At 66.4% G+C, this 24,891-nt stretch carries 20 protein-coding genes; 11 read left to right on the top strand and 9 right to left on the bottom strand.

Annotation, left to right across the window (positions count from 1 at the left end; genetic code table 11):
• Window positions 1-39: 39 nt before the first annotated feature.
• From AC5P9C_RS10680 to AC5P9C_RS10670, 3 genes are all read left to right on the top strand, one after another.
• On the top strand, window positions 40-1,644 hold the full coding sequence (locus AC5P9C_RS10680) for a peptide chain release factor 3 (protein WP_049428108.1): 1,605 nt from the start codon (window positions 40-42) through the stop codon (window positions 1,642-1,644).
• Between the two features lie 160 nt (window positions 1,645-1,804).
• Entirely contained in the window at window positions 1,805-2,443 is a 639-nt protein-coding gene (gene trhA / locus AC5P9C_RS10675) for a PAQR family membrane homeostasis protein TrhA (protein WP_049465643.1), read from the top strand.
• 81 nt (window positions 2,444-2,524) lie between these two features.
• Entirely contained in the window at window positions 2,525-4,498 is a 1,974-nt protein-coding gene (locus tag AC5P9C_RS10670) for an AsmA family protein (protein WP_103282544.1), read from the top strand.
• A 480-nt stretch (window positions 4,499-4,978) separates the two neighbouring features.
• Here AC5P9C_RS10670 and AC5P9C_RS10665 read toward each other — a convergent pair whose 3' ends face one another.
• From AC5P9C_RS10665 to mtgA, 3 genes are all read right to left on the bottom strand, one after another.
• Window positions 4,979-5,410 (bottom strand): CBS domain-containing protein, encoded by a 432-nt coding sequence (locus AC5P9C_RS10665; protein WP_049469311.1) that lies wholly within the window; start codon window positions 5,408-5,410, stop codon window positions 4,979-4,981.
• On the bottom strand, window positions 5,370-6,389 hold the full coding sequence (locus AC5P9C_RS10660; RefSeq protein ID WP_495205158.1) for a glycosyltransferase family 2 protein: 1,020 nt from the start codon (window positions 6,387-6,389) through the stop codon (window positions 5,370-5,372). Before AC5P9C_RS10660 ends, AC5P9C_RS10665 begins: the two co-directional genes overlap by 41 nt.
• 63 nt (window positions 6,390-6,452) lie before the next feature.
• Window positions 6,453-7,202, bottom strand: a complete 750-nt coding sequence (gene mtgA / locus AC5P9C_RS10655) for a monofunctional biosynthetic peptidoglycan transglycosylase (protein WP_049469305.1) — start codon at window positions 7,200-7,202, stop codon at window positions 6,453-6,455.
• A 77-nt stretch (window positions 7,203-7,279) separates the two neighbouring features.
• On the opposite strand from mtgA, the gene hslO reads away from it, so the two are divergent.
• The 3 genes from hslO (at window position 7,280) to AC5P9C_RS10640 (ending at window position 12,404) form a co-directional block, all read left to right on the top strand.
• On the top strand, window positions 7,280-8,173 hold the full coding sequence (gene hslO, locus AC5P9C_RS10650; RefSeq protein ID WP_049469301.1) for an Hsp33 family molecular chaperone HslO: 894 nt from the start codon (window positions 7,280-7,282) through the stop codon (window positions 8,171-8,173).
• Window positions 8,174-8,289: 116 nt separating this feature from the next.
• Entirely contained in the window at window positions 8,290-9,138 is an 849-nt protein-coding gene (locus tag AC5P9C_RS10645) for an XOO1806 family protein (RefSeq protein WP_057493486.1), read from the top strand.
• Between the two features lie 383 nt (window positions 9,139-9,521).
• On the top strand, window positions 9,522-12,404 hold the full coding sequence (locus AC5P9C_RS10640) for a TonB-dependent receptor (RefSeq protein WP_074725014.1): 2,883 nt from the start codon (window positions 9,522-9,524) through the stop codon (window positions 12,402-12,404).
• 137 nt (window positions 12,405-12,541) lie between these two features.
• Here AC5P9C_RS10640 and AC5P9C_RS10635 read toward each other — a convergent pair whose 3' ends face one another.
• Window positions 12,542-13,144: a TetR/AcrR family transcriptional regulator gene (locus AC5P9C_RS10635; protein ID WP_005418411.1), complete on the bottom strand. Its 603-nt coding sequence runs from the start codon at window positions 13,142-13,144 to the stop codon at window positions 12,542-12,544.
• A gap of 152 nt (window positions 13,145-13,296) precedes the next feature.
• Here AC5P9C_RS10635 and AC5P9C_RS10630 point away from each other — a divergent pair, with 152 nt between their 5' ends.
• The 3 genes from AC5P9C_RS10630 to AC5P9C_RS10620 all read left to right on the top strand — a co-directional run bounded on the left by AC5P9C_RS10630 (window position 13,297) and on the right by AC5P9C_RS10620 (window position 17,231).
• The gene (locus tag AC5P9C_RS10630; RefSeq protein WP_053461095.1) at window positions 13,297-14,214 is read left to right on the top strand and encodes an alpha/beta fold hydrolase; all 918 of its coding nucleotides are present in this window, start codon (window positions 13,297-13,299) and stop codon (window positions 14,212-14,214) included.
• Entirely contained in the window at window positions 14,211-16,688 is a 2,478-nt protein-coding gene (locus AC5P9C_RS10625; RefSeq protein ID WP_343542547.1) for an acyl-CoA dehydrogenase, read from the top strand. The genes AC5P9C_RS10630 and AC5P9C_RS10625 overlap by 4 nt, the downstream gene beginning before the upstream one ends.
• 75 nt (window positions 16,689-16,763) lie before the next feature.
• A complete protein-coding gene (locus tag AC5P9C_RS10620) occupies window positions 16,764-17,231 on the top strand; it encodes a hotdog fold domain-containing protein (RefSeq protein WP_064239027.1) in 468 nt (155 codons plus the stop codon).
• 518 nt (window positions 17,232-17,749) lie between these two features.
• On the opposite strand, the gene AC5P9C_RS10615 is transcribed toward AC5P9C_RS10620, so the two are convergent.
• Together AC5P9C_RS10615 and AC5P9C_RS10610 are read right to left on the bottom strand one after the other, a co-directional pair.
• Window positions 17,750-18,100 (bottom strand): DUF1304 domain-containing protein, encoded by a 351-nt coding sequence (locus AC5P9C_RS10615; protein ID WP_343542546.1) that lies wholly within the window; start codon window positions 18,098-18,100, stop codon window positions 17,750-17,752.
• Between the two features lie 76 nt (window positions 18,101-18,176).
• Window positions 18,177-19,505 (bottom strand): NTP/NDP exchange transporter, encoded by a 1,329-nt coding sequence (locus AC5P9C_RS10610; protein WP_414615360.1) that lies wholly within the window; start codon window positions 19,503-19,505, stop codon window positions 18,177-18,179.
• A 284-nt stretch (window positions 19,506-19,789) separates the two neighbouring features.
• On the opposite strand from AC5P9C_RS10610, the gene AC5P9C_RS10605 reads away from it, so the two are divergent.
• The gene (locus AC5P9C_RS10605; RefSeq protein ID WP_049469759.1) at window positions 19,790-21,190 is read left to right on the top strand and encodes a serine hydrolase domain-containing protein; all 1,401 of its coding nucleotides are present in this window, start codon (window positions 19,790-19,792) and stop codon (window positions 21,188-21,190) included.
• Window positions 21,191-21,331: 141 nt separating this feature from the next.
• Here the strand turns inward: AC5P9C_RS10605 and AC5P9C_RS10600 are convergent, their stop codons facing one another.
• The gene (locus AC5P9C_RS10600) at window positions 21,332-22,090 is read right to left on the bottom strand and encodes an SDR family NAD(P)-dependent oxidoreductase (protein ID WP_057494972.1); all 759 of its coding nucleotides are present in this window, start codon (window positions 22,088-22,090) and stop codon (window positions 21,332-21,334) included.
• A 114-nt stretch (window positions 22,091-22,204) separates the two neighbouring features.
• Here AC5P9C_RS10600 and AC5P9C_RS10595 point away from each other — a divergent pair, with 114 nt between their 5' ends.
• Window positions 22,205-23,098, top strand: a complete 894-nt coding sequence (locus tag AC5P9C_RS10595) for a LysR family transcriptional regulator (protein WP_343541652.1) — start codon at window positions 22,205-22,207, stop codon at window positions 23,096-23,098.
• Window positions 23,099-23,217: 119 nt separating this feature from the next.
• Here the strand turns inward: AC5P9C_RS10595 and AC5P9C_RS10590 are convergent, their stop codons facing one another.
• Both AC5P9C_RS10590 and gcvH read right to left on the bottom strand, forming a co-directional pair.
• Window positions 23,218-23,712, bottom strand: coding sequence for a hypothetical protein (locus tag AC5P9C_RS10590; protein ID WP_049469766.1), 495 nt, complete (start codon window positions 23,710-23,712; stop codon window positions 23,218-23,220).
• A 775-nt stretch (window positions 23,713-24,487) separates the two neighbouring features.
• Complete coding sequence (gene gcvH, locus AC5P9C_RS10585; RefSeq protein ID WP_049469771.1) at window positions 24,488-24,883, bottom strand: glycine cleavage system protein GcvH; 396 nt, start codon at window positions 24,881-24,883, stop codon at window positions 24,488-24,490.
• Window positions 24,884-24,891: the final 8 nt, after the last annotated feature.

Genomic DNA, 24,891 nt, shown 5'->3' with positions numbered 1-24,891 from the left:
TTATCTCTTTGAAAAGCGCCCCGGGCGGGCGCCACTGCCATGTCCGAAGTCGCCAACGAAGCGTCGCGTCGCCGCACCTTCGCCATCATTTCCCACCCTGACGCCGGCAAGACCACGCTGACCGAAAAGCTGCTGCTGTTCGGAGGCGCGATCCAGATGGCCGGTTCGGTGAAGGGCCGCAAGGCCGCCCGCCATGCCACCTCCGACTGGATGGCACTGGAAAAGGAGCGCGGCATCTCCGTGACCTCCTCGGTGATGCAGTTCCCGTACGAAGGCAAGATCGTCAACCTGCTCGACACCCCCGGCCACGCCGACTTCGGCGAGGACACCTACCGCGTGCTGACCGCGGTCGACTCGGCGCTGATGGTGATCGACGTGGCCAAGGGCGTGGAAGAGCGCACCATCAAGCTGATGGAAGTGTGCCGCCTGCGCGACACCCCGATCATGACCTTCATCAACAAGCTCGACCGCGAGGGCAAGGACCCGATCGAGCTGCTGGATGAGGTGGAAACCGTGCTCGGCATCCAGTGCGCGCCGGTGACCTGGCCGATCGGCATGGGCCAGCGCCTGAAGGGCGTGGTCCATCTGCTGACCGGTGAAGTGCACCTGTACGAGCCCGGCCGCAACTTCACCCGCCAGGACTCGACCATCTTCCCGTCCATCGATGCCCCCGGCCTGGCCGAGAAGATCGGTGCACAGATGCTGGCCGACCTGCGCGACGAGCTGGAACTGGTGCAGGGCGCCAGCCACCCGTTCGACCTGGACGCCTACCGCGCCGGCAAGCAGACCCCGGTGTTCTTCGGCTCCGGCGTGAACAACTTCGGCGTGCAGCCGCTGCTGGACTTCTTCGTCGAGCATGCACCGTCGCCGCAGGCGCGTTCGACCACCGGCCGCGAGATCGCCCCGGAAGAGAACAAGCTGACCGGCTTCGTGTTCAAGATCCAGGCCAACATGGACCCGCAGCACCGTGACCGCGTGGCCTTCATGCGCGTCTGCTCCGGCCGTTTCAGCGCCGGCATGAAGACCTTCCACGTGCGCACCGGCAAGGAAATGAAACTGGCCAACGCGCTGACCTTCATGGCCAGCGACCGCGAGATCGCGGCCGAGGCCTGGCCGGGCGATGTGATCGGCATCCACAACCACGGCACCATCTCCATCGGCGATACCTTCACCGAAGGCGAAGCGGTGACCTTCACCGGCATCCCCAACTTCGCCCCGGAACTGTTCCGCCGCGCCCGCCTGCGCGATCCGCTCAAGCTCAAGCAGCTGCAGAAGGGCCTGGCCCAGCTGTCCGAGGAAGGCGCGACCCAGTTCTTCCGCCCGCTCACCAGCAACGACCTGATCCTGGGTGCGGTCGGTGTGCTGCAGTTCGACGTAGCCGCCTACCGACTGAAGGACGAGTACGGCGTGGAAGCCACCTTCGAGCCGGTCAGCGTGACCACCGCGCGCTGGGTCCACTGCAGCAACGAGAAGAAGCTGGAAGAATTCCGCGAGAAGAACGCGCTGAACCTGGCCCTGGATGCCGCCGGGCACCTGGTCTACCTGGCGCCGACCCGGGTCAACCTGCAGCTGGCGCAGGAGCGCTCGCCGGATGTCCGCTTCTCGGCCACGCGCGAAGCCGCCCATACCGTTTCGGCGGGCTGAACAACGGGGTCAGGTCCCTTTCCGCAAGGAAAGGGCGCTCCCCCTACCGGCGCAGGCCGGTAATTCATCGACCATACGGTGACGGGCGTGCACATCCCGCCCATCGCGGCGATGATAGGGGGGCGCGGGTCCCCACCTCCCCGCGAACGATGCCTACGCCATGTCCACGACTTCCGTTGCTTCGATCCGCGAAGAAATCGCAAGTGCCTTGACCCACGGCCTGGGTGCCGTGTTCGCGCTGGGTGCCGGCGCGGTCCTGATCACCCTGGCCGCGATCTACGGCGATGGCTGGCAGCTGGCCGGTGCCATCGTGTTCGGCATTGCGCTGCTGCTGCTGTACACCGCCTCGACCCTGTACCACGCCATCCAGCATCCGGTCGCCAAGGGGCGACTCAAGGTGTTCGACCACTGCGCGATCTACGTGCTGATTGCAGGCACCTACACCCCGTTCACCCTGATCGGTCTCCGCGGCCCGTGGGGCTGGGGCCTGTTCGCCGCAATCTGGACCCTGGCCCTGGCCGGTGTGGTGTTCAAGCTGTTCTACACCGGTCGCTTCAAGCGCCTGTCCACGGCCATCTACGTCGCCATGGGCTGGCTGGTGATCGTGGCGGTCAAGCCGATGCTGGCTTCGATCGACGGCTGGACGCTGGGCTGGCTGCTGGCCGGCGGCCTGTCGTACACACTGGGCACCTATTTCTACCATCGCGAATCGATTCCCTATTCGCACGCGATCTGGCACCTGTTCGTGATCGGTGGCAGCGTCTGCCACTTCGTCGCAGTGACCATGCAGGTGCTGTAAACCGGCGTCCGCGCCACTTGTGCACGCCACGCACATGGACGCTTCGCGCCCCGTCCACGATGAGGGGGCAACCATGGCAGCGTGAATGCTGCCGCCTCCCCTGCTGCACGGCGCTCGCCCCGCTGGCGCCTCCGTCGCCCCGGTCCCCGGGGCCGCCGCTGGCTGACCGTGCTGGTCTTCCTGCTCGCGGCGGTGCTGGTGTTGATCGCGCTCTGGGACTGGAACTGGTTCAAGGGCCCGGTTGAACGCGCGGTGCAGGCCCGCACCGGCCGTGCGCTGCAGATCGGGAATCTCGACGTCGACCTCGGCCGCACCAGCACCCTTCGCGCCGATGCGATCACCTTCGCCAATGCCCGCTGGGCAAAGCAGCCGAACATGGCCACGGCCGACCGCGTCGAGATCGACGTGCGGCTCTGGCCACTGCTGCGCGGCCGCGTGGAACTGCCCGAAGTACGTCTGACCCGGCCGGACCTGCTGCTGGAGACTGCCCCGCGCAAGGGTGAGCCCGGCAACTGGGACTTCCTCGGTGACAGCGCCGGCGGGACACGTCCCCAGCTCAAGCGACTGCGCATCGACGACGGTCGTCTGCAGTTCCTCGACGCGCTCGGCCGCACGGATATCCGCATGGAGGTGCGCAGCGGCCAACCGAAGCAGACCGACGGCGCGCCGCCGCTGCTGGTGCAGGGCAAGGGACGCTGGCAGGGCAACCCGTTCACCCTGCGCGGTGGCACCGAATCCCCGCTGGAGCTGACCGACAGCGACCACCCGTTCCGCATCCACCTTGACGGCCGCGCCGGCGCTACCCACGCCGTCGCCACCGGCACGCTCACCAATCCATTCCAGCTGCGCGTGTTCGACCTGCAGTTCGCGCTGAGCGGGCAGGATCTTGCCGACCTCTACCCGCTGCTCGGCATCGCCATCCCGCCCTCCCCGCCGTATGCGTTGAACGGCCGCCTCAAGCGTGACCACGACACCTGGCGCTACGAGCGGTTCTCCGGCAAGGTCGGCGACAGCGACCTGGGTGGCAATCTGCAGTTCGACGTGGGCGGCGCTCGCCCGCGATTGACCGCCACGCTGGAATCCAGGCGCCTGGACTTCGATGACCTGGCCGGCTTCGTTGGCGCCCCGCCAAAGACCGGCGGTGGCGAAACCGCCAATGCGGAGCAGAAGGCCGAGGCGGCGCGGGTGGCTGCCCGCCCGCGCGTGCTGCCCGATACGCCCTACAACCTCGGCAAGCTGCGGGCGATGGACGCCGACGTGCGCTGGAAAGCCCATCGCATCAACGCTCCGTCGCTGCCGCTGGATGACATGGATGCGCACCTGCTGCTGGATGACGGCCTGCTGCGGCTGGACCCGCTGAACTTCGGCGTCGCCGGCGGCGATATCCGCAGCACGGTCCGCATGGACGCGCGGCAACCGCAGATCAGCACCGCACTGAAGGCCAGCGTGCGCGGCGTGCAGCTGGGCCAGTTGTTCCCCGACGCCAAGCTGGCCGAGCAGGCCAAGGGCGGCATCGGCGGCGAAGTGGACCTGAGCGGCCGTGGCAATTCGATCGCGGCAATGCTCGGCAGCAGCAGCGGCAAGGTCGGCCTGGCGATGGGCCGCGGCCATGTCGGCAACCTCGTGATGGAGCTGGCCGGCCTGGACATCACCGAGTCGCTGAAATTCCTGGTGACCGGCGACAAGCAGATTCCCCTGCGGTGTGCCTTCGCCGACTTCGGCGTGCGCGACGGCCTGATGACCAGCCAGGCACTGGCGGTGGACACCACCGACACGATCCTCATCGGCGAAGGCACGGTGAGCCTGCGCGACGAGACCCTGGACCTGCTGTTGAAACCGCGCCCGAAGGACAAGAGCATCCTGGTGCTGCGCTCGCCGCTGCACATCGCCGGTACGTTCAAGGACCCGTCGTTCCGCCCGGACTTCAAGGCGCTGGGCATCCGCGGTGCGGTGGCCCTGGCGCTGGGCAGCATTGCCCCGCCAGCGGCGTTGTTGGCAACGATCGAACTGGGGCCGGGCAAGGACGCCGACTGCGGTGGGCAGTATGCGAAGTAGGGTTACAGCGTTGTTCGCGGCGCCTCCTTTCCCGCGCGTAGAGCCGGAGCAAGGCGACAGGCAGGACACGCCGTAAATACGTCCCTGTAGGCTCGGTCGGCGCATCCATGCGCCTCACGGTCCTGCCTGCCGCCTTGCTCCGGCTCCGGACAGTTTCCTGCGCGCGCGGAACGAGAGCGAAATTCAAAGTCAAAAAAAAAAGCAAAGTCAAAAGCTGTTGCCAACCAAGGTTGGCGGCTACCAAAGGCGAGGCACAGCGCATGTACGCACCGCGCTCGCGGAAATGTTTCCAGAGGCGGAGGGCAGGGGCGTGCAGGACCGTTGGCGCCATGGATGGCGCCATCGAGCCTACAGGGACGTACTTGCGGCGTGTCCTGCACGCCCATGCCCTCTGCCTCTCCGACGTATCAGGAAGGCGCTGCTTCTGCTTCTGCACTTGCTGTTGGCGGGCCGGCGGGCCGCAGGCCCGCCAGCGAAAACTCACCCCGCCACGATGTACTGCTGCAGCTGGTCCAGCTCCCGCCGCTGCGCATCGATCACCGACTTCACCAGGTCGCCGATGGAGATCACCCCCAGCACCTGCGCGCCCTCCACCACCGGCAGGTGGCGGATGCGGTAGTCGGTCACCAGCTGCAGGCAGTGCTCCACCTGCTCGCCCGGCGACACCGTCACCACCTGTGCCGTCATGATCTCCGCCACCGCGGTATCCCGCGACGAACGATCGCGCAGCACGATCTTGCGCGCGTAATCACGCTCGGACAGGATCCCGACCAGTTTCGGCCCGTCCATCACCAGCACCGCACCGATGCCTTTTTCCGCCATCAATCGGATCGCATCGATCACCGCCGCTTCCGGCGCGACCGCATGTACTTCAGGAGACTTGCCGTCCAACAGTTGCCGTACCGTGGTCATCTGCCTGCCCTCCGAGGGTGGGTTGCAGGGCCGAGTCTGCCACGGCGGATGCTAGCCAGGCGTCAACCAGGTACAGCGGCCGCTGCTTGGACTCTTCGTAAAGCCGCCCCAGGTACTCGCCGATCAGGCCCAGCGCGATCAGCTGCACCCCACCCAGGCACAGGATCACCGCCATCATCGTCGGCCAGCCCGCCACCCGGTCGCCATACAGCGCCGCTTTGACGATCACCCACAGGCCGAACAGGAAGGCGACCGCTGCCGTTGCCAGCCCCAGGTAGGTGGCCGCCCGCAGCGGCACGGTGGAGAACCCGGTGATGCCCTCCAGCGCGAAATTCCACAGCCGCCAGAGGCTGAATTTGCTGGTGCCGGCCACGCGCGCGTGGCGGTGATAGGGCACGGCGATCCGCTTGAATCCGACCCAGCTGAAAAGCCCTTTCATGAAGCGGTGGCGCTCACGCATTCCACGCAGGGCGCTCAGCGCGCGCGGCGACAGCAGGCGGAAGTCCCCGGTGTCGGCCGGAATCGGTGTACGCGACAGGCGGCCCATCACCCGATAGAACATGGCTGCCGTGGCGCGCTTGATCCAGGCCTCGCCATCGCGGGCCATGCGCGTGCCGTAGACGTTGTCATGGCCCTCGCGCCAGCGGGCGACGAACTGCGGCACCAGCTCCGGCGGGTCCTGGCCGTCGGCATCCAGGATCATCGCCGCGCCTTCGTGCACCAGGTCCAGTCCCGCCGTCAGCGCCGCTTCCTTGCCGAAGTTGCGCGACAGCTTCAGCGCCGATACGCGCGCATCGGCCTGCGCAAGCCCGGCAATTACCTCCCAGGTGCCGTCGTGGCTGCCGTCGTCCACATAGAGGATGTGACCCTCGATGTCGGGCATGCCGTCGAGCACCGCGCACAGCCGCGGATGCAGCAGCGGCAGTGCCAGGGCCTCGTTGTAGGCGGCGATGACGAAGGTGAGCCGTTCGCGGGTCATGCCCGGATTGTACGTTGCCGGCACGCACGCGGCCGGTCGCATGACGATCACGCCGTATGCGCCTCAGTCCTCCGACAGGTAGGACGCGCCCCCCAGCTGGCGCGCCTGGCGCTGGATCCAGGCGGCACGCCGCTGCACGTAAGGCCCGGGCGCGGCCGCGTTGTAGCGCCGCGGTGCCGGCAGTACCGCAGCCAGGCGCGCACTCTCGGCCGGGCTCAGCCGGGCCGCGTCCTTGCCCCAGAATTTCTGCGCCGCCGCCTGTGCCCCGTACACGCCATCACCGAACTCGGCGATGTTGGCGTACATCTCCAGGATCCGCTCCTTCGGCCACAGCGCCTCGATCAGCACCGTGTACCAGACTTCCAGGCCCTTGCGTATCCAGCTGCGGCCCTGCCACAGGAACAGGTTCTTGGCCACCTGCTGGCTGATCGTGCTGGCGCCGCGCAGGCGCCCGCCCCTGGCGTTGTGATCGCGGGCCTTTTCGATGGCCTGCAGGTCGAAGCCGTTGTGGTCGGGGAAGCGCTGGTCCTCGGCGGCCACCAGCGAGATCGGCAGGCTCGGCGCCATCTGGTCGAGGTCGCGCCACTGGTAATGCAGCCGATAGGACCAGTCCGCCTCGCCCAGCGCCTCGCCGTAGCGCCACAGCATCACCGTGGACACCGGCGGGTCGATGAAGCGCAGTACCAGTACCTGCAGGCAGCTGAAAGCAGCCAGGAGCACCGGCAGCCACAGCAGCCGCTTCCAGCGCCAGCGCCGCCGGCGCGGCGCGGTGGCCGCCGCCTCTACCTTGTGCTGCTCTCCCGCTGCCCCCATTACTGGTGCATCCTTCTTCTGTCTGGTTGTCGGCGCATTATCCGGCAACCGCCCTCGTTTACGCGCGATGTGAGCCGATGACCGCCAACCCCGATTCCCTGATCCGCTTCCTGCTCCCCGCCGCCGGCGTCCGCGGCGTGCATGTGCACCTGCAGGCCACCTGGCAGGAAATCCTGTCCCACGCGGCGTACCCGGACGCCGCTGCCGAACTGCTCGGCGAGGCGTGCGTCGCTTCGGCACTGTTCACCGGCCACACCAAGATCGACGGCCGCCTGTCGGTGCAGCTGCGCAGCAGCACCGCGCTGCGCACCCTGTTCGCCGAATGCACCGCCGCTGGCACGCTGCGCGGTATCGCCCAGCTCAGCGAGGGCGCCGATGCGCCGCGTGACCTGTCCAGCCTCGGCGATGACGCCATCCTCGCCATCACCATCGAGAACCCCGGCCTGGATCCGCGTGAGCCGCAGCGTTACCAGAGCCTGGTTGCGCTGGCCGCGCCGGAACTGGACGAGGCCTTCGAAGACTATTTCCGCCAGTCCGAACAGCTGCCGACCCGCCTGCTGCTGGCCGCCGACCGCAACGGCGCCGCCGGCCTGCTGCTGCAGAAGCTGCCGGGCGACGAAGGCGACGAGGACGGCTGGGCGCGTGCCAGCGCCCTGTTCGAAACCCTGGGCAAGGCCGAACTGCTGGCCACCCCGGCCGAAGCGCTGCTGCACCGCCTGTTCCACGAAGAGCGGCCGGAACTGCTGGGCAGCAAGCCCCTGTCCTTCGCCTGCTCCTGCTCGCGCGAGCGGGTGGCCGGCATGCTGCAGTCACTGGGCGAGGAAGAAGCCCGTGCGGCCGCCGAGGACACCGGCGCGGTCGAGGTGCGTTGCGAATTCTGCGGGCGTGAGTATCACTTTCCATTGACGGAGTTCGGCATACTGTTCCACGGCGCCCAGGGGGCTGTACCGGCGCCTGAACGGCTTCAATGAACGGCAGTCTTGTACCTGGGGAGGATCAAGGCTTGTTAAGAATTCATAAACACCCTAGGATCAAGTTCCCGTCCCCACGGGAACTTCCGTTGTCTGTCCCTGTCTGAACTGGTCCGATGCGTACCTTCCTGCGTCTACCGCTGGCCCTGCTGATCGCCCTTGGCGCGATCACGGGCGCGCATGCGCAGAGCAAGGACACCCGCACCGTGCTGCCGGTATGGAACAAGGGCAGCGGCAAGGTGGAGGCGCTGCTGTACCTGGAGCCGACCGGCGAACAGGCGGCCGGCGCCCGCTGGCATTTCGGCCGCAATTCCCTGGACGCGGCCTTTGGCCTGTCGTCCGGCGATTCGCTGGGCCTGCTCTGCAACAGCAGCAGCGGCACCAGCATCAGCGGACTGGCCAGCCACTGCATGCTGGCCAGCCTGGGCGACGACGATGACCTCAACAGCCGCCGCTTCACCGGCACTGCGGCACTGAACCGTGGCAACAGCCGCCTGGGCATCACCGCCGGCACCGGCCGTGAAACCCTGCCGGCCTGGTTGTCGGGCCCGAACAAGACGCCCTCCCTGCGTGCCGAGCAGAACGATCTGACCGTGTTCGCGCAGAAGAACATCGGGCGCGAAGGCTTCGTGTCCATCGCCGGCACCTATGCCAAGGCCCGCCTGGTCCCGCTGGCCGACGCCTCGCCGGCCCTCGTCGATCGCTGGGACAGCAAGAGCCTGAGCCTCGGTGCCGGTTACGGCAACTTCACCGGCAGCATCATCGGCCGCGTGGTCGACGTCCCGGGCAAGCCCGGCAAGTGGGAAGGCCTGGGCATCGGCCTGACCTGGCGGACCCCGTGGTCGGGCCAGCTCACCGTCGGCGCCGAGAACGTGATCAGCCGCGGCAAGAACCCGTTCTCCCCGCGCAATGAAAGCAACGACGACGGCACCGTGCCGTATGTCCGTTACGAACAGGATCTCTGATCCCGGCAGTCACGCTGTGCAGCGACAGACCCGAGGGCGCCGAAAGGCGCCCTTTGCATGTGCGTGCCGGACGCACAAAGACGCGTTCGCAATGGTCGCTGGGAAATGAAACACAACGCGCCGAAATACTCGGATACATAACAACGGAAACTTTTTTCATCATTCCTTGTTAACAAACGAGGCATGACGAATTGACCCTGCCAGCAACTCTTTGACTGGGTTGGGAAAAGTTGATTTTTACCAGAATCACAGTCTGGATTAACACAGCTTTAATTCTTGGCGAACGCCCGTTACTATCGGGTCAGCCTCGCGATTTGGGAGCGCTTTTTCGCTCCCCCGCCGGGCATTAACCCCAGCCAAGATTTCTTGGAGAGAGAGAGCCAATGAAACTCAAGTCCAGCCAGCTGCGTGACGCAGTTGTGATCGCGCTTGTTGCCGGTGCCACCACCGCAACGGCCCACGCCCAGGAAGCCACCAACCTCGACCGTATCGAGGTCACCGGTTCGCGCATCCGCCAGGTCGATACCGAAACGGCACAGCCGGTGTTGAGCCTGAGCCGCGCCACCATCGAAAAGAGCGGCTTCAAGACGGTCGCTGACGTGCTGCAGAACATTTCTGCCGCCGGCAGCCCGGCCATCAGCCGTTCCGAACCGCTGTCCTCCGGTGAAATGGTCGGCGGCTACTACATCGACCTGCGCAACCTGGGTGCACAGCGCACCCTGATCCTGGTCGATGGCAAGCGCCTCGGCGCCAGCGTCAGCGGCTATCAGGACGTGTCGCAGATCCCGTCGGCCATCGTCGAGCGCATCGACGTGCTGAAGGACGGCGCTTCCTCGGTGTACGGTTCCGACGCCATGGCCGGCGTGATCAACATCATCACCCGCAAGAACTTCGAAGGCCTGGAAGTCAACGCCTACACCGGGCAGTACAGTGAAGGCGACGGCCAGAAGCAGAGCGCCGATTTCGTGGCCGGCTTCACCGGCGATCGCGGCTCGATCACCATCGGTGCCGAGTACTCCAACGAAAAGGCGGTGTGGGCCAAGGACCGCTGGTTCTCTGAATCGTCGCGCACCAATCGCCATCCGACCGCTGGCTGGACCTCGGTCAGCCAGTGGGGCTCGGTGTACGACCCGACCGATCCGGACGCACCGTCGCTCACCCTCAATCGCGGCGGCAATCCGTACAACGCGGCGGACTTCCACGAAACCGACCTGACCCCGATCACCGGTGACGTGAGCAACTCCAACCAGCAGATGCAGCTGCTGACCCCGACCAAGCGTCGCAGCGTATTCGCCAACCTGCAGTACGACCTCACCGACAATGTCCGTTTCAGCGGTGACCTGCTGTACACCCGCCGCGAATCGGAAGCGCAGGTGGCCGGTTACCCGCTGCAGTCCGAAGCCTACGCCAACCTCGGTTCCATCTGGTCGGCCGACAGCTACTACAACCCGTTCGGCCAGGACATGGCGTATGTCCGCCGTGGCTGGGAAGTGCCGCGCGTTTCCAACAACAAGCTGACGACGTTCCGCTTCAGCGGCGCGCTGCAGGGCTCGTTCCAGTTCAAGGACAAGTACTTCGACTGGGAAGCCGGCTACCTCTACCAGAACTCCGAAAACAACCAGAGCCAGACCGGCAACTACAACGTCCTGGCGGCCAACGCCGCCACCGGGGCCTCGTTCTACAACCCGGCAACCGGCCGCGTGGAGTGCGGAACCGCTGCGGGCCTGGCTGCGGGCACCAACCCGGCCTACGGCCCCGGCGCCGGCGGCTGCATTCCGTGGAACCCGGCCATTCCGTTCGGCCGCACCGGTGATGGCGGCTTGACCGGCAATCCGGACCTGCAGCAGTTCCTGTTCCCGACGACGCACAACGTCGGCGAAACCACGATGACGTCCTACTACGCCAACATCGCGGGCAGCATCCTGACCCTGCCGGCAGGCGACCTGGGCTTCGCATTGGGTTACGAGTACCGCGAAGAGAAGGGCAACTTCAATCCGGACGCGCTGTCGCAGTCGGGTTACTCCACCGACCTGGCGGCTGGCCCGACCGGCGGCAAGTACGACGTCAATGAAGTGTACCTGGAGCTGAACGTACCGATCCTGGCCGACCTGCCCGGTGCCAAGGAACTGAGCCTGAGCGCAGCCACCCGCTTCTCCGACTTCAGCACCTTCGGCAACACGACCAACAGCAAGTTCGGCCTGAAGTGGCGCCCGATCGATCAGCTGCTGGTCCGCGCGACCTACTCCGAGGGCTTCCGCGCGCCGACCATCGCCGACCTGTACGGCGGCAGCTCGCAGTCCTTCGAGTACTTCACCGATCCGTGCGATACCTCGTTCGGTCTGGCCGCAACCGATGCCGCCACGGCCCAGCGATGCGCTGCCGCCCTGGGTGCACTGGCCCCGAACTTCCGCCAGCTGAAGCAGGGTTACGTCCCGGCGGAAGGCCCGGATGAGCAGAGCCCGGTGCCGTTCACCTCCGGCTCCAATCCGAACCTGACTCCGGAAACGTCCAAGTCCAAGACCGTTGGCCTGGTCTGGAGCCCGACCTTCGCCCCGGGCCTGAACCTGAGCCTGGACTGGTTCAACATCAAGATCGAGAACACGATCGTTTCCGATACCCCGACGGATCAGCTGAACGACTGCTACGTTCTGGGCATTGCTGAGCGCTGCAGCACCTTCACCCGTGACGCCACGCTCGGCTACGTCAACAACCTGACCTACGGCAGCCGCAACGCCGGCTTCATCGAAACCGAAGGCTTCGACTTCGATGCAAGCTACCGCTATGCGACCGACACCTGGGGCAGCTTCAACTTCAACCTGCAGAACACCTACGTCACCAAGAACGTCCTGAAGACGGCCAATGATGACTCCCCGGTGCAGATCTACAATGGCTTCGGCAGCAACTTCCGCCTGCGTTCGAACCTGACCGTTGGCTGGGAATTCGGCGACTTCGGCATCACCTGGGGCACCCGCTACTTCTCCAGCGTGAAGGAGCGTTGCTACTACGCCACCGAGTGCTCGCTGCCTGACTACGGCTCGCCGGATCCGGCCCGCAACCAGGCGCAGAACAAGCGCGGCGCCACCACCTTCCACGACGTCCAGGTCTCCTGGAACGCGCCGTGGAATGCGACCATCGCGGTCGGTGCACGCAATGTGTTCGACCACTACGGCCCGCAGATGTACTCGGCGCCGAACTCGCAGTACTCCTACTACGGCGGCTACGACATCGGTCGCCTGATCTACATGCAGTACAAGCAGAAGTTCTGATCGGTACTCCGATCAGCTGATGCCGCAACGGCCCCGCACGGGGCCGTTGTTCGTTATGCCGCCTGGAAAGGGGCTGCGCCGCCTGAAAAAAAACCGCGGCATCGCCGCGGTCCTTGTTCACGCTGATCCCGGGGCGCTCATCCGTTCGGAATCAGCGTCTCGATCAGATGCTCGACGTACGCTTCGAAGTCCTCGCGCGCCTGCTTGGGCTGCTGCAGCTGCAGCGACAACTGCAGGAAGCCGACGTAGGCGGCATAGGCCAGGCGCGCTCGATGGCGTGCATCGGTCGAGCTGAGGCCGGCCTGTCGGAACGAGGCGACCAGATAGTCGAGGCGACGCTGCGAGACCCGGTCGATCACCGGCCGCACCATCGGATGGTCCAGCGCCTTCAGCAATTCGCTGTAGATGATGTGCGGCTGCACTTCATGCGCCACCATCTGGAACAGCTGGCGCAGGCGCACGCGCGGGTCCGGCACGTCTTCCAGGCTGCCGAATACCTGTTCCTGCTCAAACAGCTCCCAGCGTTCCAGTGCCGCCTGCAGCAATGCGTCGCGCGAGGGGAAATGCCAGTAGAAACTGCCCTTGGTGACACCCAGTCGCCGAGCCAGGGGCTCCACCGCGACGGCGCCGACACCTTGTTCAGCAATCAGATCGAGGGCCGCCTGGGCCCAGTCTTCGGCACTCAGGCGGCTGTTGCGGCCGGCGCGCGGTTCGCCGGCGGAAGCGTCAGGTTGATTCATGGACTGATTTAACCATACGCCGGGGTTCGTTGCAGTACGCGGTTGCGGTCGAAACCGTCACAGGGTCCCGTGAGCCCCTCTCCAGGCACCTTGCGCAACGCACCATACCCTGCAGTATTGACATCCCTCGGAAGCGATCCATACTAGCAAGTATGGTTACGTCCCCAACTCCCGCTGCGTTTCATGACCTGCGCCTGGACGCCGCCCATGGCGCTCGCCTGGCGGCGACCGTAAGCGACCATGGCCGGCGCGGCCGGGTGCTGTTCGCGCATGGCTTCGGCCAGACCCGCCACGCCTGGAATGCCACCGCCCGCGCACTGAACGCGGCCGGCCTGCAGACGCTGGCCTACGACGCGCGCGGCCATGGCGATTCCGACTGGAATGGCGCCGACCTGCCCTATCACGGCGAACAGTTCGCCGACGACCTGATCGTGCTGGCCGGTGAACAGCCGCGCCCGCCGGTACTGGTTGCCGCCTCGATGGGCGGGCTGTTCGGGCTGCTGGCCGAGTCGCGCTGGCCGGGGCTGTTCTCGGCGATGGTGCTGGTCGACATCACCCCGCGCTGGGATACCGCCGGTGTCGAGCGCATCCTCGCCTTCATGACCGCCCATCCCGACGGCTTCGCCTCGCTGACCCAGGCCGCCGACGTGATCTCGGCCTACATGCCGCACCGTCCGCGGAAATCCGAGCAGTCGCTGCGTGCGCTGCTGCGCGAGGACGGCCACGGGCGTTGGCGCTGGCACTGGGATCCGCGCCTGGTGGCCGAACTGGCTCGCGACAGCGAGCAGCATCAGGATGCGCTGGCCGACGCTGCGCGCCAGGTGAAGTGCCCGCTGCTGCTGGTCAGTGGCGGCCGCAGCGACCTGGTCACGCCACAGACCGTGGCCGAATTCCTGGCGTTGGCGCCGCATGCTCGCCATGTACAGCTGCCGCAGGCCACGCACATGGTCGCCGGCGATGACAACGACGCCTTTACCGCTACTGTGTTGGACTATCTGGACGTGTTGCCCGCAGCGGACGCTGCGGCTTCGTCCGCCACAAACGAGCACGTCACCGGAGCACGCTCATGAGCATCGTTCTTCCCTTCCTCGCCCTGCTGCTGGCAGGCGCGTTCGTCGCCTACCACCGCATGCGGCTGGTTACCTGGACGCTGATCAGCGTGGCCCTGCTGGTCGCCTGCTGGTTCATTCCCTACGTCAACCAGACGGCCACGATCGTTGCCGCAGCGGTGCTGGCCGTCATCGCCGTGCCGCTGCTGCTGCCGTTCATCCGCAAGCCGCTGTTGACCGGCCCGATGATGAAGGTGTTCCGCAAGGTGCTGCCGCCGCTGTCGCAGACCGAGCGCATCGCGCTGGAAACCGGTTCGGTCGGTTTCGAGGGCGAACTGTTCACCGGTGATCCGGACTGGAACATCCTGCTCAACTACCCCAAGCCGCAGCTGACCGCCGAAGAGCAGGCTTTCCTCGACGGCCCGGTGGAAGAGCTGTGCGCGATGGTCAACGACTGGGAAATCACCCACGTCCATGCCGACCTGCCGCCGGAGCTGTGGGCCTTCATCAAGAAGAACAAGTTCTTCGGCATGATCATCCCGAAGGAATACGGCGGCCTGGGTTTCTCCGCGCTGGCCCACCACAAGGTGATCCAGAAGCTGGCCTCGGTGTCCTCGGTGGTCAGCTCCACCGTCGGCGTGCCCAACTCGCTGGGCCCGGGTGAACTGCTGGTGCATTACGGCACCCAGGAACAGAAGGACCAGTACCTGCCGCGCCTGGCCGATGGCCGTGAAGTGCCCTGCTTCGGCCTGACCGGTCCGTTCGCCGGCTCCGATGCCACCTCGATTCCGGACTACGGCATTGTCTGCAGGGGCGAGTGGAACGGCGAGCAGGTGCTCGGCGTCAAGCTGACCTTCGACAAGCGCTACATCACCCTGGCCCCGGTCGCTTCGCTGATCGGCCTGGCCTTCCGCATGTATGACCCGGATGGCCTGATCGGCGACACCCGCGACATCGGCATCACCCTGGGCCTGCTGCCGCGCGACACCGCCGGCGTTGAGATCGGCCGTCGCCACTTCCCGCTGAACTCGACGTTCCAGAACGGCCCGATCCGCGGGAAGGACGTGTTCATTCCGCTGACCCAGCTGATCGGCGGCGCGGCCATGGCCGGCAAGGGCTGGAACATGCTCAACGAGTGCCTGGCCGTGGGCCGCTCGATCACCCTGCCGTCCACCGCCAGTGGTGGTGCCAAGGCCGGTGCTGCCGTCACCGGCGCCTACGCCCGCATCCGCAAGCAGTTCGGCCTGTCGGTCGGCCGCTTCGAGGGCGTCGAGGAAGCACTGGCCCGCATCGGCGGCAAGGCCTACAAGATCAGCGCACTGTCGCAGGCCACCGCTGCCGCGGTCGACCGTGGCGACGTGCCGTCGGTGCCGTCGGCCATCGCCAAGTACCACTGCACCACCATGAGCCGCGAAGTGATCTCGGACATGATGGACGTGATCGGCGGCAAGGGCATCATCCTGGGGCCGCGCAACTTCGCCGGCCGCAGCTGGCAGGCCGCGCCGATCGCGATCACCGTGGAAGGCGCCAACATCATGACCCGCAGCCTGCTGATCTTCGGCCAGGGTGCGATCCTCTGCCACCCGTGGGTGCTGAAGGAAATGAAGGCCGCGCAGGATCCGGATACCCGCGCCGGCCTGCAGGAGTTCGACCGCAGCCTGTTCGGCCACATCCGCTTCGGCATCTCCAATGCCGTGCGTTCGTTCTGGTTCGGCCTGACCGGCGCGCGCTTCGGTGCCGCCCCGGGCGACGCCTACACCCGCCGCTACTTCCGCAAGCTGGACCGCTACTCGGCCAACCTGGCGCTGATGGCCGACATCTCGATGATGACCCTGGGCGGCAAGCTGAAGTTCAAGGAATCGCTGTCCGGCCGCCTGGGCGATGTGCTGAGCCACGTCTACATGACCAGCGCCATGCTCAAGCGCTACCACGACGAAGGCGCGCCGCAGGCCGACCAGCCGCTGCTGGCCTGGGCCTTCCATGACAGCGTGCACAAGATCGAAGAGTCGCTGTCGGCCGCGCTGCGCAACTTCCCGATCCGTCCGATCGGCTGGCTGATGTGGGCGCTGATCTTCCCGCTGGGCCGTCGTGCCGAGGCTCCGGGCGACCGCCTGAGCCGCCGCGTCGCCGCCCTGCTGATGGCGCCGAACGAAGCCCGCGACCGCCTGGCCAGTGGCGTGTTCCTGACCCCCTGCGAGAACAACCCGGGTGGCCGCATCAACAGCTACCTGAGCAAGGCGATCATGGCCGAGCCGGTGGAGCGCAAGTTCCTGAAGGCGCTGAAGAGCAAGGGCATCGAGGCGCTGGACTTCAAGAGCCAGCTGGACGAAGCCGTGGCCGAGGGCGTGATCACCCAGGACGAGCGCAGCCTGCTGGAAGAGCTGCGCACGCTGACCCTGGACACCATCACCGTGGACGACTTCGACACCCACGAACTGCGCGCGGCCAGCTACTACGACCGCCAGCACAAGGATCCGCATTCGCAGGCCGCCTGATCGCCCGCGACACGCGTTGCCTCGACGGCGGGCCTCGGCCCGCCGTCGCTTTATCCGCCGACCGGAATACCCACCATGTCCACGCCCCTGCTCTCGCTCTACAACCGCCTGCAGCGCTGGCCTGCCGGCAACTGGCTGTTCTCGCGCGCGGTGTGTTTCAAGGCGCCCTACTTCGCCAGCATCGCGCCACGCATCACCCGCCTGGAACACGGCCGCTGCGAAGGCACGCTGGCCGACCGCCGCAGGGTGCGCAACCACATCGGCACGGTGCACGCGATCGCGATGTGCAACCTGGCCGAACTGACCGCCGGGTTGATGGTCGATGCATCGCTGCCGAAGGGGATGCGCTGGATTCCGAAGGGAATGCAGGTGCAGTACCTGGCCAAGGCACGGGGCACGCTGCAGGCGGTCGCGCTGCCGGCACAGCCGATTGTCGTTGCGGCCGAGGGGTATGCGCTGCCGGTGACGGTCAGCGTGCGCGACCGCGCAGGGACGGAGGTGTTCAGCGCGGTCATCGACATGTGGATGTCGCCGGCGAAGTAGTGTTCCGGCGAACGGCGCAGCCCCTCGTGGGTGGACGGTTGATCGCGGAAAGCGCTGGTTTCCGGTGGGGGCCGGGGGCGGTGGATTCGAGGGGGACGCCGTGAACCCGTCCCTGGGGGCTTGGCCGCGGCATCCATGCCGCGGACACCCCCGCGAACCCACCGCCCCCAGCCTCTGACAGATCTCTGTGGCGTCCACCCACGGAAGAAAAAAAAGATCAAAAGCAAAAGCAAAAGCAAAAGCGGCCCTTCGGCCGCTTTTTTCATGCGCGCCGAACCCACGAGCGCAGCGACCCGCTGTTGCCCTTGATCTTCTTTTTCTTCTCCGTGGGCTGGCCGCACACGGAAACTGTCCGGGGTCGGGCGGATGGGCTGGGCAGGGGTGTCCGCGGCATGGATGCCGCGGCCAAGCCCCCAGGGACGGGTTTACGGCGTCCCCTGCCCAGCCCATCCGCCCGGCCAGATCCACGACCCGCATTCCGCGACCAACCCACGAGGGGCTGCGCCGTTGGCTGGAAACTACGCCAGCGCGAGAAACACCAGCGCCAGGATCGCCGGCACCGCCTGGATCATGAAAATGCGCCGGCTCACGCTGTACGCGCCATAGCACCCCGCCACCACCACACAGGCCAGCGAGAACGTCACCAGCACCGGCTGCCCGATCACCAGCCCCACCACGATGCCTGCTGCCAGGAAGCCGTTGTACAGGCCCTGGTTGGCCGCCAGTACGCGCGTGGTCTCCGCCTTCTCCGGCGTGTTGCGGAAGGTCTTCAGGCCCAGCGGGCGGGTCCACAGGAACATCTCCAGCACCAGGAAATAGACGTGCAGCAGGGCGACGAGCAGGGTCAGGGCGAGTGCGATCCAGTACATGGGCAGTTCCTTGGACAGGGAAGGAGAATGGGGTCAGCGCCCTTTCCCCGCGGGAAAGGGCTCTGACCCCGGCAAATCAACGGTCGCGCGGCAGTTTCTGTTCTTCGCGCAGCACGCCGAATGCGGCAGCGGTCATGCACGCGGCCACCACCACGCCACCGATGAACACGACGTGCGATCCGAATAGGGACAGGCCCTTGTGCAGCCACGCGAAGCTCAGGTCCGCGCCGCGGTAGACCACGGTGTCGATCGCCGCACCGGCCTTGTAGCGCCACTGCCGGTCGACGCGCGTGTAGATGGTCTCGCGCGCCGGCTTGGCCAGTGCGAATTCGCTGGCGCGGGTCATCACCTGCACCACCGCGACCATCAGCGGCATCGGCGAGGCGGCCAGCACCGAGAAACCGAGCAGGATCGCAAACCCGGGAACCAGCAGCGCCGGCGCGATGCCGTGGCGCGACAGCAGCCAGCGGGTCAGGCCCAGCTGCATCAGCAGCGCCAGCGCGTTCACCGCCAGGTCGATGCGCGAGAAGAACGCGGTACTGGCCGCCGGGTCGGTGAAGGCCGCACGCACGATGCTGGCCTGCTGGTTGTACAACAGCGTGCCGACGCCCACGCCGAACACCACCATCACCGCCAGCCAGCGCAGCAGCGGCTCGCGCACGATCAGTTTCAGGCCATCCAGTACGCTGCCGCCCATCGGCTGCTCGCCGGACACCAGTTGCTGCTCGCGTTCGCGCAGCACCGCCCAGTGCCGCAGCCGCCAGATGCTCAACAGACAGATGGCGAGGAAACCGGCCGAGACCAGCATCAGGTTGGCGATGCCCACGCGTTGCACCAGCGCACTGGTGATGATCGGGCCGAGGAAGGCCCCGAGGGTGCCTGCCGCGCCGATGTAGCCGTAGAAGGCGCGTGCCTGCGCGTTGGAGAACACGTCGGCCATGAAGCTCCAGAACACCGCCACCGCGAACAGGTTGAAGACCGTGATCCAGAAGAAGAACGCCATGCCGCGGCCCGGCACGCCGCTGTCGAACATGACATAGAAGCCCAGCAGGGTAACGATGAAGAAGCCATACACCGCGGGCAGGAACACGCGCCGCGGGAAGCGGCTGACCAGCCAGCCGTAGACCGGCTGCAGCACCAGCATGATCACGAACACGCAGGAGAACAGGAACTGCAGGACGAAATCCTTCAATGCGATGCCATGGCTCTGGAACCAGGCAATCAGCACGGGCGGAAACACCGTTTCCAGGTCGGCGGAAGCGGCCATCGCCTCGCGCACCGGGCGCAGCACGTAGTAGCCGCTGAGCAGGCAGAAGAAGTACAGGAACGACCACCACAGCGCCGGCGACTCGCGCAGCGCCGTCGTCAGTCCGCGCAGTGCCCCCTTGCCCGGTGCCGCGCTCACACAGCGGCCCTCGCCCGCAGACGGCGGTTGGACAGCGGCATGGCAGGCTCCGGGGGGCAGTGAAGCGCGTACGTTAGCCAATGCACCGCAACAGCGCCAGCGTGCCCCGTCCTGGCGCCTGCGACGGCGCAGGACGCAGCCCGGCGGCGACACGTTCCGACACACTTTCGGGGCGTCAAAATTCCAACTTTTTCAACGAGATGCGCATTCATCTTCGCTTTGTTTGTGCACAGAGGAAAAGCGGCGCTAGAATCGCCATCAGCAGTCGCGCACGGGTCCAACCGATGAAAAAGAACAGCCTGCGTCGTCCGATCCGTTCGGCGGCCACCGGTTTGCTGGGCATGTTGATGCCCGTTGCCTTGTCCACCACCGCGCAGACCCCGCCGGCGTTGCCACCGATGCCGGCCAACATTGAATCGGCCGCCACCAGCGCCGTGCCGCACACCCAGCCAGCGGCCTACCGCACCGGGCTGGTGCCGCATGTGCAGGCGCCGGCCCCCGGCTTCAACGTCGCCAACATCGAGTCGATGGCGCAGCAGCTCACCTATGGCGAGCGCGTGCCGGGCATGGCGGTGGCGATCGTGCAGGGCGGCCGCATCCTCAGCGCGCGCGGCTATGGCGTTACCGACGTCAACAATCCGCAGCCGGTCGATGCGCACACTGTGTTCCGCCTGGCCTCGCTGTCGAAGGCGTTCGCCGGCACCATGGCCGGCCTGCTGGTCAACGACGGTACGCTGCGCTGGGACAGCAAGGTCACCGACTACGTGCCGGGCTTCCGCCTGAGCTCGCCGGAAGCAACCGATCGGCTGACCGTGGCCGATGTGCTCAGCCACCGCGTCGGCCTGCCCTACAACGCCTATGACCGCGATATCGAAGGCAACGCCGAGTACTACGCGCTGACCCAGAAGCTGGCCAACACCAGCCTCAAGTGCCTGCCGGGCGACTGCTACGCCTACCAGAACGTGGCCTTCAGCCTGATCGGCGACGTCGTCTATGCCGCGTCCGGCAGCTTTTACGAGCAGTCGGTGGAGCGCCGCATCTTCAAGCCGCTGGGCATGAACGATGCCAGCCTGGGCCTGGCCGGCATCCAGGCCAGCTCGCGCTGGGCGCGTCCGCACGTGCGCAGCCGCAATGGCTGGGTCTCGCTGACGCCGAAGCCGACCTATTACCGCGTGGCGCCGGCGGCCGGCGTCAATGCCAGCGCCAGTGACATGGCGCAGTGGCTGCTGGCCCATACCGGCCATCGCCCCGACGTGCTGCCGGCCCCGCTGCTGGCCACGCTGCATTCGAGCCTGATCAACACCCCGGGCGAAATGCGTTCGGGGTGGCGTCGCGAGCGCCTGCACTCGGCGGGCTACGCCCTGGGATGGCGCACGTTCGACTACGCCGGCCACGACGTGGTGTTCCATGCCGGCGCCGTGCAGGGCTATCGCGGCCTGGTCGCGCTGGTGCCGGAACGCGACCTCGGCATCGCCATCCTCTGGAATGGCGAAAGCGGCCTGCCCAGCGGCCTGCTGCCGACCGTGCTCGACTCCGCGCTGGGCCTGCCGGCGCAGCGCTGGCTGGATGTGGACACCGACTTTGGCAGCGACAACCTGATGGCCGAGGGTGCGAGCCCGGCGCAGCAGGACAAGCGCAAAGGCAAGGGTGCCTCCGGCAATCGCGCGGTCGCCTCGCCGCGCTGATCGGGCGGGCTCGACCGTGAGCCTGAAGGGCGGCCTGCGGGCCGCCCTTTTTGTTGTTGTGTTGAGCCGAGCCACGCTCGGCCGAGCGGCATCGTGGCGAAAAACAGCCGAGCATGGGTTCGGCGCTGCAGCTCCGCGGCGCTAGTGCGCAAAGTAGTGCATGCCACCGTCCACAGGGATCACCGCACCGGTGATGTAGCCAGCCAGCGGCGAGGCCAGGAACGCCACCAGCGGCGCCACTTCCTCCGGCTCTCCGAAGCGTCCGATGGGGATGTTGCGCGCAATGAACTCGCGCCGGCTGGCTTCGGTGGGATGCAGGCGATCGAGGATCTGCGCGCTGTTGATACGCCCCGGCGCGATCGCATTCACCGTGATGCCCTGCCCGGCCAGCTCCGATGCCAGCCCCTTGCTCCACAGATGCAGTGCCGCCTTCGCCGCGGTAGCGGCATTGACCGCGCGTGGCTCCATCGAACCGCTGAAGTTGATCACTCGCCCCCATCGGCGCGCCTGCATGTCCGGCAACAGTGCCTGGGTCAGCCGTCGCGCAGCGGAGAAGTTCAGGGCGATCGCCTCGTCCCATACCTCGTCAGCGGCGTCCACCGTGGTCGGACGCGAGCCTCCCGCCGCATTGACCAGGATGTCGATGCGCTGCAACGCGGCCCGCGATGCCTGTGCGACATGCAGGACATCATCGGCAACGGTGAGATCGCCGGCCACGACGACCGGTGCTGCGCCGCCGTCGGCTTCGATCCGTGCGGCCAATGCCAGCAGCGGTTCCTGGCGCCGCGACGTGATGGCGACGTGCACGCCCTGCGCCGCCAGCTGCCTGGCGACGGCGGCGCCGATGCCGCTGGCCGCGCCCGTCACCAGTGCGGTACGGCCTGCAAGATTCAAGTCCATGGGGGTCTCCTGTCAGTGGGGCCGGTGCATCCGGCCGGTGCAGGACAGGCTGTACGATCACCCCTGATTGATAAACTCCGCGCAGGTTTCAGCATTCAACACCCGGGGTGTCAGATGAACCTGCTGGAAAGCATGCAGGTCTACGTGCTGATCGTGGACAAGGGCAGCCTCAGTGCGGCCGCGGCGGCGATGGAGATCTCCGCGACGATGGCGGGCAAGCACCTGCGTGCGCTGGAAGCCCGGCTGGGGATGCAGCTGTTGAGCCGTACCACCCGGCGCCAGCACATGACGCCATTCGGCGAGGACTACTACACGCGCTGCAGGGAGATCCTGCGCCTGGTGGAGGAGACCGACGCGCAGGCGCAGCACCAGCAGCTCTCACCGGCGGGCACGCTGCGCATCAGTGCACCGGTGATCTTCGGTACACACGCGCTGGTGCCGGCGCTGGCCGAGTACATGGCGCGTCATCCGGATGTCCGCGTCGAAGCCACGCTGACCGATCGTGTGGTCGACCTGGCCGAAGAGGGCTTCGAGGCGGCACTGCGCATCGGAACGCTGGCCGACAGCACCGTGCTGGTTGCGCGTGCGCTGGCGCCCTATCGCCTGATGATGTGCGCCTCGCCCGCGTACCTGGCCCGGCATGGCACGCCACACAGCGTGCAGGCGCTTGCCCGGCACCAGTGCCTGTCGTTCGAACCGAGCGCGCTGGCACAGTGGCTGCAGGGCGATGCTGGCGGGCTCGACCGCGTTCCCGACGGGCGGCTGCAGATCAACAATGGCGAAGCGCTGCGTTCGGCGGCGCTGCATGGCCTGGGCATCGTCCTGCAATCGACGCTGCTGCTGGGCGCCGATGTCGACGCCGGACGCCTGGTGCAGCTGTTCCCCGAACACGGCCAGGCCGGTCGGCCGATGCACGTGGTCTACGCCCACGACCGTTACCGTTCGACCCGCCTGCGCAGCTTCCTGGATTTCCTGGTGGAGCGCTTTCCACCGGCGCCGCACCGATAACGTCGACCGTTTGAAAAGCCGTCGGGCATGGCTTGACGCTACAGGCGGCCCCATAAAAAAACCCCCTCCCCGCTGGGCAGCCAGGGAAGGGGTTTCAGGATGCGGCTATCGGGAAGTACTTAGATCAGCGGCGCCGGGGTTGCCGGCAGAGCGACCGGAGCGGCCTTCTTCTTGCGGGCGGCCGGCTTGCGCTTGGCAACCTTCTTCGCCGCCTTCTTCGGGGCAGCCTTCTTGGTGGCCTTCTTCGCGGTCTTCTTCACTGCCTTCTTGGCGGTCTTCTTGACGGCCTTCTTGGCAGTGGCCTTCTTCGCGACCTTCTTGGCAGGCTTGCGGGCCGTTGCCTTCTTGGCGGTCTTCTTGGTGGCCTTCTTGGCTACCTTCTTCGCGGCCTTCTTGGCAGTGGACTTCTTGGCGACCTTCTTTGCCGCCTTCTTCACTGCCTTCTTCGCAGTGGCCTTCTTGGCGACCTTCTTCGCCGCCTTCTTCACTGCCTTCTTGGCGGTCGCCTTCTTCGCGACCTTCTTCACTGCCTTCTTGGCAGCGGCCTTCTTCGCGACCTTCTTCACCGCCTTCTTGGCGGCGGGCTTTTTCTTCGCAGCTTTCTTGGTTGCCATGGGATGGCTCCTCGTCAGTGATAGGGAGTTGAAACGCCCAGGTGGATCAAACCCGCGGATGCTGCGTGCGGGGACCGCCGGCGCGTCAGGCGCGCCGTTACGGATGCGGCAATGCCCGCCTCGATCGGCGGAGCGGGCACTGGAACGGAAGGTGCCTTGCATTTCTCCGGGGGAAGCGGGGCCGTGTCCACCGTCATCAGGGTCGCGGTGGTCTTGAGGGGGCTGCTTCGCATCGGACGATTGATTCTGCGCACTCGGTTGGGCAGGCAAGGTCTGCTGAGGCGAAACCTAATCACGGTTTTTTTTACTGTCAACAACCCCCGCGAAAAATTTTCACATCCGCGCCATCCCGGACACCGCCTGCGCCGCCGGCACGCACGGCCTGCAATGGCGGTTGACGCGCTGACCACGTACGCCGCAGCGACCAACGCCAATGCACACGTTGAACAAAAACCACTTGAAATAAGCACTCCGCGCAATCATGCGCAGTGCCGCCGCGCGCGTGCGCGTGCTTCGCCGATGGTTGCTGGCACCGCGGCCAACGCCAGCACAACGGGGCCGCAACGGGGGGCGAAAAGTTTTCACATCCGACTGCGTCGGAGCGGGGCGGAAACGTGGATTTGCGCAAAACTGCGCACGCCTGTCGGCACCGTTCGTCTGTCTGCTGATGCCGCACCGAGGGCGCACAGCGAACCGGCCGGCATGAGTCCGATGCGGTCGTCAAAACAAAAACGGCCACCCGAAGGTGGCCGTTCCAGAACCCGGAGGCGACGACTCAGTGGTCGTCGTTCTCCAGGGCTTCGGCGTACGCGTCCGGATCGAGCAGGTCGTTGATCTCTTCGGCGTTGGTCAGTTCGACCACGAACATCCAGCCTTCGCCGTAGGCATCTTCGTTGATGGTTTCCGGCTTGTCGGACAGCGCCGCGTTGACCTCGACGACCTTGCCGCTGACCGGGCTGTAGACGTCCGAGGCGGCCTTCACCGACTCGACGACGGCGATCTGCTCGCCGGCCTTGGCATCGGCGCCGACTTCCGGCAGTTCGACGTAGACCAGGTCACCCAGCAGGCCCTGGGCGTGGTCGGAAATACCGACGGTGACGCGGCCATTGCCTTCGACACGGGCCCACTCATGGGACTTGAGGAACTTGAGGTCGCCGGGGATCTCGCTCATGGGACTGC

The sequence above is a fragment of the Stenotrophomonas sp. YJH_SMC_10 genome (assembly GCF_059371555.1).
The sequence above is the reverse complement of the archived record's forward strand: the minus strand, read 5'-3'. Positions and strand labels throughout refer to the sequence as shown.